Here is a 14,840-nt window from a genome sequence, read left to right on the forward strand (position 1 = left end):
GTTGCTCTGAGAACGGCATCGAACGATGTTCGAGAATGTGAGAAGTGCCGCTCAAAGCCCTTTGGCTTACGGGTAGTTGTGCTCATCTGGTCACGCACCGAAACCCCCCAGGGAGCGAGCGAGGAGGCAGCCGGATGAGTAGCAGACCGCGACGGGACGGCGACACGGAGCGCCGCGTCTTACTCCCCGTCGAGCGCCTGTTGCCCAAGAGGGTGCGGGCCTCACGGACGGCGAGCTTGTCGCCCTTCAGTACGTCCGGTGGGCGAACCGCGCGGGCGCGTGGTCCGTGACCCTGCCCGCGACGATTGAGACGCCGAACGGACCCGTCAAGGTGGTTCTCCACCCCTTCCCGCTGGACACGCCGCGCGGTCCCTTCCCCCGGGCTAACCGGGCCACCCTCGATCGCCTCTACAGGGGTCTCGCCGACTACCGAGACCACGCCACAACCGGGAAGGTGGTGCTGTAGTGACCGCACCCCAGAACATCGGTCCTGGCCCGAACCTCGCGCCGGACTCAGAGCGGTACGAGTACGCGCCGGACGGGTACACGTGCCTGAGGTGCGGCACCCCCATCGGCCGGTACGAGCGCGTCAACCGGGTCACGCAGGATCGCCCGACCGGCGCGCCCGCCATCGCCGGTTACGTGCACCGGGAGTGCCCCCGGTGACGGCCCCGACGGACGGCGGGACGTTCACAGCCGTACTGGCGCGCTCCGACCGGGTAGAGGCGCGCCACCAGCGCCCCGAGCCCATCGGGAAGTTCGAGCCGCACATGCGCGTCAGGTTCTTCGCCTCCTGCTTCGACCGGCCGGTATCCCTGCGCCTGCACATGGAGTGCCGCAGCGCCGTGCGGGACAGCCTTCCGGCCCCGGAGCTGGTGACGCTGCTCGGAGCCCCGGAGAAGCGGCGCAACACCCCTACGGGAACCATCGGGCCCGGGAGCGCTGATGGTCACTGACAAGCACATCCGCGCGCGCGTGCGCGACAGACGGACGGGTCGGCATACTGCGCGCGATCGTCCCCGACTGGGTGGACCCTCGCCGCTACATCCCCAAAGGCGGAACGCTCCGGCCGCAGGGTGTCCCCATGGCGTTCGTCAGTCCCGAAGGGGGGCGGAATCGAATGGATGGCCCCGCCGGCTGAGCTGGCAGTCGTGGCCCGTGGCATAGGCGCATAACCGCAGAGACTCCGCCCCACTGGACAGCCAACGATCAGGCTTCCCCCAGCTCGATGGATTCCAGTGGGAGCGGGCGGCACCCCGTCCGGCTGTCTGCGTGACGGTCGACGGCCGGACGGGTTCGGAAAGGCACGCAACCGAAAAGGAGAGTGGAGAGTGAACGCAACCCTTGTCCGCCCCGCCCCTGAGAAGGTGGCTGAGCGAGCGCGCGAGATCCTGGCGACCATCGAGGCCGACCCGGAGTACGACCGTCTGCGGACGGCGTGCGCGAAGTACAACGACGACTGGACCTCTTACATGGGGTACGCGCTGGTGGACGGCTACGACATCGCCAAGGATGTCGAGCCCCTGTTCCCGGAAGCCATCCGGGCCATGGCGATCAAGGCGGCCGTCTACGACATGACCGGCGACGAATACGCCGCTGAGGTTCCGGTGTCCGTCCCCGTGGACGAGATGATCCACGCGCTGGCCGCTCAGTTCACGGTCCTGTCCCGTATCCAGGACCGGACCGGGATTCGGTTCGTGCACGCGACCGACCGTGAACAGATCGGCGCATGGAACCACGGCGACTACACCCACCAGATCTACCGCGCCGCATGGGGACCGCTGAATGAGCGGTACTGGTTCGGCAGGGAAGAGACCGAAAAACGGCGGGCGGTCGTCAGCGCCAAGTACGAGCCCATGGGGATCTTCGATGGGGGCAAGCGATTCGCCCCCGGGTTCGCCACGGCTGGCTAGCTGAGTGCGCGGCGTAGCGTCGTGATCGGGTCCAGGTCGGGAAACGTCCGCCGGATCTCGACCTGGGCTTGCCCGATCAGATCGTTGAGCAGCACGGGCGCTACGCCGTACAGCAAGTCGTGCAGGTACGGAACAACGTCGGATTCGTCGGCGGGCAAGCACAGCTCGACCTTGAGCGGTACGTTCTCGCTCTTGTACCGCCCGGCCGGGAGTCCGACCTTCTCGGGATGGACGCAGACCAGTGTTCCGTCCGTCGCGTACCGATGCCCGTCGTTCGGGTTGAACGGGCATTCCTTGGTAGGACGCTCGAACACGTCGAATTCCCCGACAGGGAAGAAACGAGACGGGCAGATGCCGCAAGCGCGGTGGTGCACGTCGCCGTTGACGAAAGGCTCAGCCATGGCCGGAGCCTAGTCCTCACAGGTAGTCACAGACGCCCCTTTCGGCCCGTCTCGCCCTTGGACAGGTCGAGCGGCTGCAAGGGGTCGCGGAGCCCTCTCCGGGAGGCCATCGGGGCTGTCCCGGTAGGGATAACGGAGGTCCGGGTTCTGACCCTGCCTGAGCCCCCGGTACCGGCCCCGTCCGTCAGCTTCCCCCGAGGCAGACGGACGGGGCTCAGGTGCGTGAAGGCTGGCCTACCGCGCTCCCAGCTTGGCCAGGGCGTCGTCCGTCAGCCGGTTCACGGTCCACTCCGACATTGACACCGCGCCCAGTGATCGGTAGAACTCCACGGCAGACAAATTCCAGTCGAGGACCGACCACTCCAGGCGTTCGTAGCCGCGCTCCACACAGATCCGCGCCAGCTCCGTCAGCAGCGCCTTGCCGTGCCCGCCGCCGCGCCGCTCGGGGCGCACGTACAGATCTTCCAGATAGATCCCGTGGACCCCGCGCCAGGTGCTGAAGTTCAGGAACCAGAGGGCGAAGCCGACGGTCTCGCCGTCGTCCGTCTCCGCGATGTGCGCGTAGGCGGCGGGCCGCTCGCCGAAGAGCGCCTCACGCAGCTGCTCCTCGTCGGCGCGCACCTCGTCCAGCGCTTTCTCGTACTCGGCGAGTTCGCGGACCATACGGTGGATCTCGGGGACGTCTTCGGGCACGGCTGTACGGATCATAGGAGTCAGCCTGCCCGATCCGGTCATCGGTTTGCCAGTAGTGTCCGCGCGATGGACACCTGTTGCGCGTCCAGCCGCGGCTCCCCGTCGGCGAGGTCCCAGAGGCTGTTCTGGAGCACCCGGCCGAGCGTCCACGCCTTCGCCCGCGCCCGGTCGAGACCCAGCGTCCCGGTCATCAGATCGAACCGCCAGAGCGTGTCGTCCGGATCGAACCGGTTGGCGAGCGCGGGCATCAGCTCGAACCCGGGGTCCCCGGCGAGCGGCTTGGGATCGATGGCGAGCCAGGGCTCCCGCCCGGCGCCCAGGACGTTCTCGTAATGCAGATCCCAGTGGAGCAGCCGGTCCCCGCTCTCACCCGCCACCTCGCGCACGGCACCGGCGCACTCCAGCAGCAGCCGGCGCTCGGCGTCGTCACCGAGCAGCGCCGCCCGCCGCGGGACCTCCTCCAGCATCCCGGCGGCGATGTCCCCCAGCCGGCGCAGCTCCGGCGGCGCGGGCAGTGCGGTGAGCCGGGCGAGCAGTTCGGCGATGATCCGGACCGCGTCCCGCGCGTCGGGCATCCCGTCGAGATCGCGGGACCAGTCCAGCCGCTCCAGCAGCAGCGTATTGGTCTCCGGATCATGACCGAGCAGCTGTACGGCGCCCTCGCCCGCCCAGGCGCGCAGGGCGACCGGCTCCCCGGCGCTCTCCTCGTCCAGGTTCTGGAGCTTGAGCACGGCCGGGGTGCCGTCGGCGCACAACACCGGCAGGGCGAGCGCGGCGAAACCGTGCAGGGGATCGCCGGTCCTTCTCAGCTCCCAGCGGTCGAGAAATTCCGCGGTCCGCGCGGGAAGCGCGGCGATGAAAGCGCGGCCCGCCTCGCCCGCGTGCCTGTACTGGAGTGCGACGAGTTCTTCCGGTACCTCGATCATGCCCCGATCGTATGGACAGAGTGCCGACCCGTCGCCCGGTATTTCCGGCACCCGGGGCGGGGCGCGGGCGGGGCCCGCTGCGTACAGTCGGCCGCGTACGCGGCGGGCGCGTGCGAGGAGCGACCGAACAGCGGGGACGGGGCGGCACCATGACCGGAGGAAACACCGTCAACGGCGGAATCTCGTTCTGGTACGCACAGGACGGCCTCCCCGTCCCGCGCGAGCCGCTCCCCGGTGACGCCGCGGCGGATGTCTGCATCGTCGGCGGCGGATACACCGGGCTGTGGACGGCGTACTACCTGAAGAAGGCCGTGCCCTTCCTCAACATCACCGTCCTGGAGGCGAGGTTCTGCGGCTACGGCGCCTCCGGGCGCAACGGCGGCTGGCTCTACAACGGCATCGCCGGCCGCGACCGGTACGCCCGGCTGCACGGCCACGACGCGGCCGTCCGCCTCCAGCGGGCGATGAACGACACCGTCGCGGAGGTCGTACGGGCGGCGGCCGAGGAGAACATCGACGCCGGCGTCCACCGGGGCGGAGTGCTCGAAGTCGCCCGCACCCCGGCACAGGCGGCCCGGCTCAGGGCCTTCCACGCGGCGGAGGCGGCCTTCGGCGAGACGGACCGCGCCCTGTACGGCGCGCGGGCCACGGCGGACCGCGTCAGGGTCGCCGGCGCCGTCTGCTCCACCTGGACCCCGCACGGCGCCCGGCTTCAGCCGGCAAAACTGGTCAAGGGTCTCGCGGAGGCGGTGGAGGCGCTCGGGGTGACCATCCACGAGTCGACACCGGTGACGGAGATCCGCCCCAAACACGCCGTCACTCCGTACGGCACCGTCCGCGCCCCCTATGTCCTGCGCTGCACGGAGGGCTTCACCGCCACGGTGAAGGGCCGCCGCCGGGAGTGGCTGCCGATGAACTCCTCGATGATCGCGACCGAACCGCTCTCCGCGTCCCGGTGGGAGACCCTGGGCTGGGAGGGCCGCGAGACCCTGGGCGACTTCGCCCACGCCTACATATACGCCCAGCGCACGGCGGACGACCGCATCGCGATCGGCGGCCGGGGCGTCCCGTACCGCTACGGCTCCCGCACCGACAACGACGGAAGTACGCGTCCGGCGACGGTCCGGGCCCTGCACGAGATGCTGATCCGCCTCTTCCCCACCCTGGCGGGGGTACGCGTCGACCACGCGTGGTCGGGCGTCCTCGGCGTCCCCCGCGACTGGTGCGCCACGGTGACCCTGGACCGCTCCACCGGTCTGGGCTGGGCGGGCGGCTACGTCGGCTCGGGCGTCGCCACCGCCAACCTCGCCGCCCGCACCCTGCGCGACCTGATCCAGCAGGACTCGGGCCAGGCCGGGGAGACCGAACTCACCACCCTCCCCTGGGTCAACCACCGGGTCCGCCGCTGGGAACCGGAACCGCTGCGCTGGCTGGGGGTCCAGGCGATGTACGCGGCCTACCGGGGCGCGGACCGCCGCGAGTCCCTGGCCCGCACGGCGGAGACCGACCGGGTCGCGAGTCTGGCCGACCGGATCTCGGGCCGGCACTGACCGAACTCTTCCGCGCGGACCGGAACCGCGCGGAAGCCCCGGCCGCGAAGATCCTCCGGGCACCGGACCGACGGCGTACGGGCCGCACGGCGGGCACCAGGGCTCACCCGGCTGCGGCGCCGCGTCCACAGAACGGAGACGCCCGGCTCGGACTGTGTCCGAGCCGGGCTTGCGCTTGCCGGAGTCGAGGATGTTCGCTTGACCGGCGCCGAGGACGCGCTGCAGCGCGCCCACCTCCTGGAGAAGGCCTTGGCCCACAACGACCGTCACCCCGAAGAGGAGTCCTGCCCCGTATGCGGCACGGAGCAGATCCTCGACGTGGCGTGGGCCGCGGGCGCCAGTGCGCAGATCGCCATGCTCCGCCAGGAGGCGAAGACCGCCGAGGACGCCCGCAGCGAACTGCGGTCGGCGGCGCGGGAGGCACAGAACCTCATTCAGGCGCCCCCGCGGATCCCGGCAGCCCTCTCCGATCCGTGGAGCGCCTGGCTCGCCTGCCGGACGGTCAACGACCCGAAGGAGCTCGCCCAGCGCATCCACGACACTGCCCTGACCCTGGCCGACGCCTGCGCCGCGGTGAAGGACAACGCCACCAGGGAGCTGGAGAAGCGGGACGAGCGGTGGCGCCAGCTTGTCACGCGCCTGGCGAGCTGGACGGAGAAGGCTCGCGCCGCGGCGGAGGGCGAACCCCGGCTGGGGCACGTGCGAAAAGCTCGTGCCTGGGTCAAAGCGCTCACCGCCGAACTGCGGGAGAAGCGTATGGAGGGCTCCACCGGTCACTCTCAGCAGATCTGGGAGAAGCTTCGCCAGGAGAGCGATATCGACCTCCGGTCGGTGAGTCTTCAGGGCAGTGAAAAGGCCACCGTTCGCAAGCTCGTCATGGACGTCACTGTCGACGGCGAGGAGGCTTCGGCACTGAGCGTGATGAGTCAGGGAGAGCAGCATTCTCTCGCGCTGTCCCTGTTCCTGCCCCGGGCTGCCACAGCCGACAGCCCGTTCGGCTTCATCGTCATCGACGACCCCGTGCAGTCCATGGACCCGGCCAAGGTCAACGGGCTCGCACAGGTCCTGCACGAGCTCGGCGAACACCGGCAGGTGATCGTGTTCACCCACGACACCCGGCTCCGGCGTGCCTTCACCACGCGGGAGCTGCCCGTCACGGTGTTCGAGGTCGAGCGGGGCAAGTCGTCCGAGGTGAGCGTCAAGCCGGTGACCGACCCGGTCCGCCAGGCGATCGGTGACGCCAGGGCCCTTGCCGGCACCGAGAACCTGCCGGAGGCGGCGCGTACCCATGTGCTGCCCAGCCTGTGCCGAGTCGCTCTGGAGAACGCCTTCGTCGAAGCGGCCTGGGTCCAGCACCTCCGCTCCGGGGGTTCCGAACACGATTTGCACGCCGCCGTAGCCGACGCCGACAAGCTCATGAAAATGGCCTCGCCGGCCTTCTTCGGCGACATCGGCCCCGCTAACGGTGTGTATCGGGAACTCCGCGCCCGCTGCGGATCGCGTTCGGTGGACCTCCTCAAGCAGTGCCAGAGCGGCGCCCACGCCACGGGGGCGCGGATCGCCGGCCCTCACCGCTTCGTGGACGAGATCAAAGACCTCGCGCAGAAGGTGCGTAAGGCAGAGGTGACCAAGTGACGAGCACCCCGGACACCGCCATCGAAGAGCTGCTGCTGACGGCCGACCGGATGCTCTCCGACCCCGGCGTCGGGGCAACGGCGGCCGGCCGCCACCGTGGAGCCTCCCTCGCGCTGCGGACGGCCCTGGAGATCGCCGTCGACCGCACGCTCGAAGCCGCGGTGCCGGGCCTCGCCGACATCACCACGCGGGCCAAGATGCTCTGCCTGCGCTGCTACACCGCCGCGACGACCGCCCGCCGGGCCAACGCCGTCTGGTCGCACCTCTGCCTGGGGTGCCACTACCACCAGTACGAGATCGGTCCCACTGAGGACCAGGTCCGCAGGTGGCGGGCGGACGTCGGTGAACTGGTGACGGAATTGACCTGTTGACCCAGTGCGACTGGCGACCAGCCTTTCCGGGCAGGTAGAAGGCTATGAAAGAGGCGATGGTCGCCTGGGCCAGGCAGATCGCGGAAGCCGAGCTTGGTGATGTGCTTTCTCGACGGTGGGCGCATAGCCAGGGAGTCGCAGCCCGAGCGGGCAGAGTCGGGTGGGTCTTGGGGAAGGATGCCGATCTGTTGGCGGCAGCTGCTGTGCTCCATGACGTCGGGTACGCACCCCGGCTTGCGGTGACCGGCTTCCACCCGCTCGACGGCGCCCGGTTCCTCCGTGACGAGCACGGTGCCGACGAGCGGCTGGTCCGGTTGGTGGCGAACCACTCCTTCGCGCTGCTGGAGGCCGAGGAACGCGGACTGCGGAAGACGCTGGAGGCGGAGTTCCCCCTGCTGGAGGAGCCCCTGGTGGTGGATGCGCTGGTGTACTGCGACATGACGACCACACCCGACGGGGAACAGACCACCGCCCAGGAGCGGGTGGCGGAGATCCTGGGCCGCTACGGGACGGACAGCCTCGTCGGGCGGTTCATTCGCCGGGCGTCACCGGAGATCTTCTCTGCCGTGGAACGGGTGGAAGCAGCCCAGGCGGGTCAGCCCAGGTAGGGGTACGTGCCGGCCAGGTAGTCGCCGATCTGCTGGCGCATGCTCGGGTGGATGTCGTACGCGTCGAGATCGTCCGGCTGGATGAAGCGGACGCCATCCGCCTCGTCGTTGATCGTGGGCTCGCCGCCTACCGGGCGGCCGATGTAGGTGTTCTCGTACTGCTGGCGGATCTCTCCGTCGGTGTAGGCGACGATGTGGTTCGGGTTGGTGTAAACGCCGAGGAAGCCGGTGACCTCGGCGACGATGCCGGTCTCCTCCAGGCATTCCCGTACCGCGCACTGTGCCGCCGTCTCGCCGATGTCCTGGGCTCCGCCGGGCAGGGCCCACTGACCGGTGTCGCGGCGGCGCTGGAGCAGGATGGCGCCCTGGTCGTCGACGACCAAGAGGTTGCTGGCCGGGATGAGGGTGTTCGCCTTCGGGGCGGTGGGCTCGTTGTAGTACTCAGTTCTGCCCATGTGCGGCGGTCCCCTCCTGGTCGGGTGTCCAGGGCCGCGCGGCGGCCCAGACGGCGTCGAAACTCTGAGCGTAGTTGTCGAACCACCCAGTGGCGTCAGCCCTTCGGAGGTGGAGAAGCGGGTTGGCGCTGGCCGGCTGGCCCCAGACGTGCGGATTGATCAGCAGGTCGTCGTCATAGCGGAACATGGAGGTGTAGAGCGTCGTGTCGTGCAGCCGCACTTCGCACCCCGCCTCCGAGAGCAGGGAGCGGTAGTAGGTGAGGGAGGCGCGGATCTTGGCGGCCAGGGTGTCTCCGATACCTTCCTCACGGCCCCGGATCGCAACCGCCGTGCCAGTGGGATCGCCGAAGCACAGCCGTACCCGGACCCCGCCGGCCGCCCTCTCGGCGAGCATCTTCGCCACATGTGGATTGGACTGGGCGAAAAAGGTGCCGGAGAAGACAAGGACACCGATCTGCTGCCGGGACTCCCGGAGCAGCGAGAGCCAGGTGTCCCGGGGAACGCTGGCCCGGTTCTGGTAGGTACCGACGAGCTCGGCACCGAGTCCGGTGCCGGGTCGGCTGACACGCGGGTGAGAGGCGGGCCAGAGGAAAGTCTCCTCCACCCGCAGGTGCTGCGCGACGCTGAATCGGTGCCGAGGGTGGGGCAGGCGCCCGCCGAGCCAGCGGCCCACGGTCTTGGGGTCCACCTCGCAGAGTTCCGCGAGCGACTCGGGTGAGACGCCACGCTGGGCGAGTACGGAGTGCAGTCGCTCGTTCACGGGTCTCATCGAAGCCGAGACGACCAAGATCGGACAAGGACGTTTCGGGACGTTCTCTGGACGGGGGGGCAGAGACGGATCCCTACCCTGGCGATATGCAGCTCATCGTTCTGTGGGACATCGACCACACGCTCATCGACAACGCCGGGGTGAGCAAGGAGATCTACGCGGCGGCTTTCTCGGCACTGGCGGGGCGTGTACCGGCCGGGCCTGCGCGGACAGAGGGACGTACGGATCGTCTGATCATGCGGGAGATGTTCATCCGGCACGGCCTGCCCGAACCGAGCTGGCCCACCATTGAGGCCGCCCTCGCCCGGACCGGAGAGGAGCGTCTTGCCGAGCTCCGCAAGCGGGGTACCGCCCTGCCCGGAGTGCGTGACGCCCTCAAAGCGGCCTCGACGCGCGACGGCTGGGTGTCCTCGGTCCTGACGGGGAACATCGCGGCCAACGCCGGCGTGAAGCTGTCCGCCTTCGGTCTCGATTCCCTGCTGGACCTGTCTGTTGGCGCCTTCGGCGCCGACGCCGAACAGCGTCCCGATCTTGTGAGTGTCGCCCGGGAGCGAGCCCAGCATCTCCGCGGGGTGACGGATGACGTGCCCGTGGTGATTGTCGGGGACACCCCGCGCGACATCGAGGCCGCCCTGGCCACGGGTTCCGGGATCGTCGCGGTCGCCTCGGGCATCCACAGCGCCGAAGAACTCGCCGCCGCCGGCGCGGCCACCGTACTCGCCGACCTCTCCGACACGCCGGGCCTCATCCGCATCCTGGAGTCCTTCTCGGCACGCTGAAACGTCCCAGGACGTCCCCGCGCCGTCCGCATACGCGGTGATGCTGTCCTCGCCCGCTCGGCCACCATCAGGCATCCAGTCAGTCGACCGGCCCAGGAGGCTCATGTGATCGGGGAAGTCACCGGAATTCGCAGGATCCGAATGCTGTACTTGCAGTTGCTGTACCGCTGCAACTTCGAGTGCCTGCACTGCTTCCACGGCGAGCGTCTCCGGCATGCCGACGCCTTCACCGCCGACGAGGCGATCAATCTGCTCACGCTCATGCGCGACCAGTACGGCACCGAGTCGGTCACCCTGCTCGGCGGTGAGCCGTTCGTCCATAAAGACCTGCCTCAGGTTGTCCGGTACGCCAAGCAGCAGCTGGGTCTGCGGGTCGAGATCTGCACCAACGGGTACCGGATCGAACCCCGGCTCGCCACGATCGCCCCGTACCTGGATCTGCTGAGGGTCTCGCTGGAGGGCGTCGGTTCGACCAACGATCACATCCGCAGGTCCGGCAGTTACCAGAGCGCGCTGCACGCCCTCGGTCTTGCCCGCGGACTCGGTGTCCCCACCGGCGCGACCATGACCGTCACCTCGCGGAACATCACCGAGGTACTCCCCCTGGCCGGCATCCTGGGGAACCTCGGGGTGCGTCAGCTCAAACTGCACTGTCTGCGGCCGGTCGGCAATGCCGCCTCCCACCCCGAACTCCTGATCACCGACTCCGCCGCGTACGCCGATCTGCGTGAGCGGCTCCAGGCGGCCGAACTCACCATCGAAGTGATCGTCGACGAAGACCTGTCGGAGCACGGTGCCCCGGAGATCTGCGCCCCCGCAGCCGGCCCATCGGAGATCGATCGGATCGAGGCCGACCCGCGCGGCGCGCTCACCATGTCCTGCAAAGCGGTCGGCAGGGACTCGCACGCCTTCTGGTACGACAAGCCCGCCAACCGCATCGTCCACCGGCCCAGCCCCACCGACGAACTGACCCTCGCGGTTCCCGACGTGGTGTACGCCCGTGTCTGACCAGCCGCTGTTCGAAAGCCTCGAAGGGCTTCGCGGTACCGGCAAGTCGACCATCGCACCCATGCTGGCCGCCGCCCGCGGGGCGGTCCTCGTACCTACGGTGCCGCCCTTCTACCAGCCCTTGAGACGCGAGGTGGACCGCAGGGGGAGCGCCGAAGCCCGGATGTGCTTCTACCTCTCCGCTCTGTTCACCGCCACCGACGAGATACGACGGTGCCTTGCCTCGGGACTCCCGGTCGTCGTGGAGAGCTACTTCGCCCGCTGCCTGACCAGCCATCGGGCTCTTGGCGCCGGTCTCGGCATCACGCTGCCGCCCGGTCTTCCACAGCCCACCACCTACCAACTGATCTGCACCGAGAGTGAGCGCCAACATCGCCTCAGCCGCCGGGGGAAACCCGTCTCCCGCTGGGACGTCCTCATCGAGACCGCGGCCGACCGTGTCGCCGATGCCTATGCCGACTTCCCGACGCACCGCGTGGACACCACAGGTCTTCGGCCCAACGAGGTACTTCAGGCGATCCTGGCCGCCAATGCGCAAGGAGCCCATCACCGTGCGGACACAGAGCCTCTGGGAGCACACCCTCACCTTCTTCCCTCAGTTCCTCGCCACACTGAAGGAGCACGCCACTCCTGACGCCACCGTCGCAGTCATCGGAGCGAGCGACGGCAAGTTCGTCCTGCCGCTGGCAGCCGCCGGCTATCACGTCATCGCCGTCGAGCGCGACCCGATCGCCCTGCGCGGAGGTGAGGTCAGCCTTCCGGGTGACAAGCATGCCAGTGCGATGGGCCTGATCGACCGGCTCGAACTCGAAGGGCTCTGCGGCCGCGTACGGATCGTGGAGGAAGACTTCCTCCGTACCGAGCCGTTGGAAATGCCCTGTGACGCGGTCTGGACAAGCTGTTCATGGCACTACAGCGCCAACCATCGTCAGCCGCTCGCCACATTCGTCGAACGCATGCAGTGTCTGGTCAAGCCGGGCGGACTGTTCGGGGCGGAGTTCATGATGCCGGTGGGTCAACGTCATCATCCGGTCGAGCACTACACGTCTCCCGAAAGGCTTGGACGTCACTTCATCGGCGGCTGGGACGTCCTGCTCACACTGCGCACGGACGAATTCGGCGAGCGGGCCCACGTCGGCCGACTCGAGGATCACACCCACCGGATGGGCCTGCTTCTCGCGGCCCGTGCGTCAGACGCCCGCAGCCATGAGAAGAAGGAATCATGAAGCACGAGTACGAGGCGAAGTTCCTGTACGTCGACGTCGCCGGCCTTCAAGCAAGGCTGGCCGAGCTCGGCGCCGTCCAGGCGTTCCCACGCACCCTCCTCACCCGCAAGATCTTCGAGAACGACTCCCTCGACGAGAGAGCCTGGATCCGGCTCCGAGACGAGGGCACCCGCTCGACACTCACACTCAAGCAGGTCACCGACGCCACCACGATCGACGGCACCACCGAGATCGAGACCGAGGTGGCGGATCCGCACGCCATGGCAGACATCCTTCGTCACCTGGGCCTCCGTGAAGTCCGCTACCAGGAGAACTACCGCGAGGAGTGGTGCTTGGGGGAGATCGCCTTCGACTTCGACACCTGGCCGGACCTGCCCACATTCATCGAGATCGAAGGACCGGACGAACCTTCGGTCCGCCGGGCCGCGGCTCTTCTCGGACTGGACTACTCCGATGCCAGGTTCGGCAGCGTGGACGAGATCTACCAGAGCGAAACGGGGCGCGACATTCTCACCGAACCCACTCTCCTCTTCACCGAGGCCGAGAAGAACACGTCGGCATCGGTCATCGTCCGCAGCGACTGACCTTGCGGGCTGATCCGTATTGCCGGAACTGGCCACGCCGTCTTGTGCAGTACCCGGAATCGCCTGCGGCGGTGGACCCGCGTCCTGTCGATCGGACCCCGGGTGTGGCCGGTGCATGAGCGCCGGTTCCAGGTCCGGCGGTCCACACCCTCCTCGACGATGAGCCTTCGCCGCCGCACCGCCGGCGTGGAACTGGAGATCGTCTCCGACACTCTCGGCCACAGCGGCAGCCAGACCGGCCGGCGCCCCGCCCGCACGGGCCACCTCGCGCCGCCCCCGCCCCGCATCCACCCCAGAATCGAGAAAAGGCCAGGTCACGGGCTACGTGACCTGGCCTTTCGCCGAGCCCCCTGTCGGATTCGAACCGACGACCTACGCATTACAAGTGCGTTGCTCTGGCCAGCTGAGCTAAGGAGGCAGCCGTAGCAGTGTAACCAAACCCCCACCTCACCCCGAACGAAAATCTCGTTCCCATACCGTTACTGACAGATCAGAAATCGGCGGGTAGCGTCACCAGCAGTCCACTCGAGTGGACTACACCAATCCTTTACTCGGATCGTCCGGCACGTTCCTGCCGGTGAGGGGACCAGCCACCATGGCCAGCGTTACGTTCGACAAGGCGACCCGGCTCTACCCGGGCTCCGACAAGCCCGCCGTCGACCAGCTCCAGATCGACATCGAGGACGGCGAGTTCCTCGTCCTCGTCGGCCCGTCCGGCTGTGGCAAGTCCACCTCCCTGCGCATGCTCGCGGGTCTGGAGGACGTCAACGGCGGTGCCATCCGCATCGGTGAGCGCGATGTCACGCACCTGCCGCCCAAGGACCGGGACATCGCCATGGTGTTCCAGAACTACGCGCTCTACCCGCACATGAGCGTCGCCGACAACATGGGCTTCGCGCTCAAGATCGCCGGTGTCAACAAGGCGGAGATCCGCAAGAAGGTCGAAGAGGCCGCGAAGATCCTCGACCTCACCCCGTACCTGGACCGCAAGCCCAAGGCGCTCTCCGGCGGTCAGCGCCAGCGGGTGGCCATGGGCCGGGCCATCGTGCGGGAGCCGCAGGTGTTCCTCATGGACGAGCCGCTGTCGAACCTCGACGCCAAGCTGCGTGTCTCGACCCGTACGCAGATCGCCTCGCTCCAGCGCCGTCTCGGGATCACCACGGTCTACGTCACCCACGACCAGACCGAGGCCCTCACCATGGGCGACCGCGTCGCCGTGCTGAAGGACGGTCTGCTCCAGCAGGTCGACTCCCCGCGCAACATGTACGACCGCCCCGCCAACCTCTTCGTCGCTGGCTTCATCGGCTCCCCCGCCATGAACCTGGTCGAGGTGCCGATCACCGACGGCGGCGTGAAGTTCGGCAACAGCGTCGTCCCGGTCTCCCGTGAGGCGCTCAGCGCCGCCGCCGACCGCGGCGACAAGACGGTGACCGTCGGCGTCCGGCCCGAGCACTTCGATGTCGTCGAGCACGACGGCACCTCGGCCGCCACGCTCTCCAAGGACGCCCCGGCCGGTCTCGCCGTCCAGGTCAACGTCGTGGAGGAGCTCGGCTCCGACGGCTTTGTGTACGGCAGCGCCCGGGTCGGCAACGAGGACAAGGAACTGGTCGTCCGCGTCGGCGGCCGTTCCGTGCCCGCCAAGGGCTCCGAGCTGCACGTCGTGCCGCAGGCGGGCGAGATCCACGTCTTCGCCACCTCGACCGGTGAGCGCCTCACCGACTGAGCTCCCTGAACGGAAACACCGGCAACGGCCCCGCGGATCACCGCGGGGCCGTTCCGCGTCGAGGGCCGGACAGCGGGCCGGCGGCGGGCCGGCGGCGGGCCGGACAGAATTGCATACACCGGTCATTTCATCCATCGCCGCCGCGCGTCCATTCGACACACTCATTCGAAAAGACGCCTGACACGGTCCCTCCTTGGAG

Annotated in this window: 17 protein-coding genes and 1 tRNA gene; 12 read left to right on the forward strand and 6 right to left on the reverse strand. The window is 68.6% G+C overall.

Annotated elements, in window-relative coordinates; all coding sequences use genetic code 11:
- Nucleotides 1-662 precede the first annotated feature (662 nt).
- Together AAFN69_RS31505 and AAFN69_RS31510 are read left to right on the forward strand one after the other, a co-directional pair.
- Complete coding sequence (locus AAFN69_RS31505) at nt 663-956, forward strand: hypothetical protein (protein ID WP_347732306.1); 294 nt, start codon at nt 663-665, stop codon at nt 954-956.
- A gap of 411 nt (nt 957-1,367) precedes the next feature.
- A complete protein-coding gene (locus AAFN69_RS31510; RefSeq protein WP_347732307.1) occupies nt 1,368-1,913 on the forward strand; it encodes a hypothetical protein in 546 nt (181 codons plus the stop codon).
- Here AAFN69_RS31510 and AAFN69_RS31515 read toward each other — a convergent pair.
- The 3 genes from AAFN69_RS31515 to AAFN69_RS31525 all read right to left on the reverse strand — a co-directional run bounded on the left by AAFN69_RS31515 (nt 1,910) and on the right by AAFN69_RS31525 (nt 3,933).
- Nucleotides 1,910-2,314, reverse strand: a complete 405-nt coding sequence (locus AAFN69_RS31515; protein WP_347732308.1) for a hypothetical protein — start codon at nt 2,312-2,314, stop codon at nt 1,910-1,912. The two genes, AAFN69_RS31510 and AAFN69_RS31515, sit on opposite strands and share 4 nt — an antisense overlap.
- A 234-nt stretch (nt 2,315-2,548) precedes the next feature.
- Entirely contained in the window at nt 2,549-3,022 is a 474-nt protein-coding gene (locus AAFN69_RS31520) for a GNAT family N-acetyltransferase (RefSeq protein WP_347732309.1), read from the reverse strand.
- A 23-nt stretch (nt 3,023-3,045) separates the two neighbouring features.
- Nucleotides 3,046-3,933 carry an aminoglycoside phosphotransferase family protein gene (locus tag AAFN69_RS31525; RefSeq protein WP_347732310.1) on the reverse strand — a complete coding sequence of 296 codons (888 nt, stop codon included), beginning with the start codon at nt 3,931-3,933 and terminating at the stop codon, nt 3,046-3,048.
- 149 nt (nt 3,934-4,082) lie between these two features.
- On the opposite strand from AAFN69_RS31525, the gene AAFN69_RS31530 reads away from it, so the two are divergent.
- The 4 genes from AAFN69_RS31530 (at nt 4,083) to AAFN69_RS31545 (ending at nt 8,097) form a co-directional block, all read left to right on the forward strand.
- A complete protein-coding gene (locus AAFN69_RS31530) occupies nt 4,083-5,483 on the forward strand; it encodes an FAD-dependent oxidoreductase (protein WP_347732311.1) in 1,401 nt (466 codons plus the stop codon).
- Between the two features lie 198 nt (nt 5,484-5,681).
- Nucleotides 5,682-7,118: a hypothetical protein gene (locus AAFN69_RS31535; protein ID WP_347732312.1), complete on the forward strand. Its 1,437-nt coding sequence runs from the start codon at nt 5,682-5,684 to the stop codon at nt 7,116-7,118.
- Nucleotides 7,115-7,489: a hypothetical protein gene (locus tag AAFN69_RS31540; RefSeq protein ID WP_347732313.1), complete on the forward strand. Its 375-nt coding sequence runs from the start codon at nt 7,115-7,117 to the stop codon at nt 7,487-7,489. The genes AAFN69_RS31535 and AAFN69_RS31540 overlap by 4 nt, the downstream gene beginning before the upstream one ends.
- A gap of 44 nt (nt 7,490-7,533) precedes the next feature.
- Complete coding sequence (locus AAFN69_RS31545) at nt 7,534-8,097, forward strand: HD domain-containing protein (RefSeq protein WP_347732314.1); 564 nt, start codon at nt 7,534-7,536, stop codon at nt 8,095-8,097.
- Here the strand turns inward: AAFN69_RS31545 and AAFN69_RS31550 are convergent.
- Nucleotides 8,085-8,552 carry an NUDIX domain-containing protein gene (locus tag AAFN69_RS31550; protein WP_347732315.1) on the reverse strand — a complete coding sequence of 156 codons (468 nt, stop codon included), beginning with the start codon at nt 8,550-8,552 and terminating at the stop codon, nt 8,085-8,087. The two genes, AAFN69_RS31545 and AAFN69_RS31550, sit on opposite strands and share 13 nt — an antisense overlap.
- A complete protein-coding gene (locus tag AAFN69_RS31555; RefSeq protein ID WP_347732316.1) occupies nt 8,539-9,312 on the reverse strand; it encodes an XRE family transcriptional regulator in 774 nt (257 codons plus the stop codon). The genes AAFN69_RS31550 and AAFN69_RS31555 overlap by 14 nt, the downstream gene beginning before the upstream one ends.
- Before the next feature lie 95 nt (nt 9,313-9,407).
- On the opposite strand from AAFN69_RS31555, the gene AAFN69_RS31560 reads away from it, so the two are divergent.
- The 5 genes from AAFN69_RS31560 to AAFN69_RS31580 all read left to right on the forward strand — a co-directional run bounded on the left by AAFN69_RS31560 (nt 9,408) and on the right by AAFN69_RS31580 (nt 12,918).
- Nucleotides 9,408-10,100 carry a haloacid dehalogenase-like hydrolase gene (locus tag AAFN69_RS31560; protein WP_347732317.1) on the forward strand — a complete coding sequence of 231 codons (693 nt, stop codon included), beginning with the start codon at nt 9,408-9,410 and terminating at the stop codon, nt 10,098-10,100.
- Between the two features lie 105 nt (nt 10,101-10,205).
- Nucleotides 10,206-11,108 carry a radical SAM protein gene (locus AAFN69_RS31565; RefSeq protein ID WP_347732318.1) on the forward strand — a complete coding sequence of 301 codons (903 nt, stop codon included), beginning with the start codon at nt 10,206-10,208 and terminating at the stop codon, nt 11,106-11,108.
- Complete coding sequence (locus AAFN69_RS31570; protein WP_347732319.1) at nt 11,101-11,742, forward strand: hypothetical protein; 642 nt, start codon at nt 11,101-11,103, stop codon at nt 11,740-11,742. The genes AAFN69_RS31565 and AAFN69_RS31570 overlap by 8 nt, the downstream gene beginning before the upstream one ends.
- A complete protein-coding gene (locus tag AAFN69_RS31575; protein WP_347732320.1) occupies nt 11,660-12,334 on the forward strand; it encodes a class I SAM-dependent methyltransferase in 675 nt (224 codons plus the stop codon). Before AAFN69_RS31570 ends, AAFN69_RS31575 begins: the two co-directional genes overlap by 83 nt.
- The gene (locus AAFN69_RS31580; RefSeq protein ID WP_347732321.1) at nt 12,331-12,918 is read left to right on the forward strand and encodes a class IV adenylate cyclase; all 588 of its coding nucleotides are present in this window, start codon (nt 12,331-12,333) and stop codon (nt 12,916-12,918) included. Before AAFN69_RS31575 ends, AAFN69_RS31580 begins: the two co-directional genes overlap by 4 nt.
- Nucleotides 12,919-13,262: 344 nt before the next feature.
- Here AAFN69_RS31580 and AAFN69_RS31585 read toward each other — a convergent pair.
- A tRNA-Thr gene (locus AAFN69_RS31585) sits at nt 13,263-13,336 on the reverse strand.
- A 177-nt stretch (nt 13,337-13,513) separates the two neighbouring features.
- Here AAFN69_RS31585 and ugpC point away from each other — a divergent pair.
- Complete coding sequence (ugpC, locus tag AAFN69_RS31590; protein WP_347732322.1) at nt 13,514-14,641, forward strand: sn-glycerol-3-phosphate ABC transporter ATP-binding protein UgpC; 1,128 nt, start codon at nt 13,514-13,516, stop codon at nt 14,639-14,641.
- Nucleotides 14,642-14,840: the final 199 nt, after the last annotated feature.

Source organism: Streptomyces sp. CAU 1734 (assembly GCF_039888735.1).
Classification (GTDB): domain Bacteria; phylum Actinomycetota; class Actinomycetes; order Streptomycetales; family Streptomycetaceae; genus Streptomyces.

Excerpts from the sequence above, each read along its gene's own strand:
- AAFN69_RS31560 (WP_347732317.1), top strand. The coding sequence starts at position 9,408 with ATGCAGCTCATCGTTCTGTGGGACATCGACCACACGCTCATCGACAAC.
- AAFN69_RS31550 (WP_347732315.1), bottom strand. The coding sequence starts at position 8,552 with ATGGGCAGAACTGAGTACTACAACGAGCCCACCGCCCCGAAGGCGAAC.
- ugpC (WP_347732322.1), top strand. The coding sequence starts at position 13,514 with ATGGCCAGCGTTACGTTCGACAAGGCGACCCGGCTCTACCCGGGCTCC.
- AAFN69_RS31580 (WP_347732321.1), top strand. The coding sequence starts at position 12,331 with ATGAAGCACGAGTACGAGGCGAAGTTCCTGTACGTCGACGTCGCCGGC.
- AAFN69_RS31530 (WP_347732311.1), top strand. The coding sequence starts at position 4,083 with ATGACCGGAGGAAACACCGTCAACGGCGGAATCTCGTTCTGGTACGCA.
- AAFN69_RS31520 (WP_347732309.1), bottom strand. The coding sequence starts at position 3,022 with ATGATCCGTACAGCCGTGCCCGAAGACGTCCCCGAGATCCACCGTATG.
- AAFN69_RS31525 (WP_347732310.1), bottom strand. The coding sequence starts at position 3,933 with ATGATCGAGGTACCGGAAGAACTCGTCGCACTCCAGTACAGGCACGCG.
- AAFN69_RS31545 (WP_347732314.1), top strand. The coding sequence starts at position 7,534 with ATGAAAGAGGCGATGGTCGCCTGGGCCAGGCAGATCGCGGAAGCCGAG.
- AAFN69_RS31515 (WP_347732308.1), bottom strand. The coding sequence starts at position 2,314 with ATGGCTGAGCCTTTCGTCAACGGCGACGTGCACCACCGCGCTTGCGGC.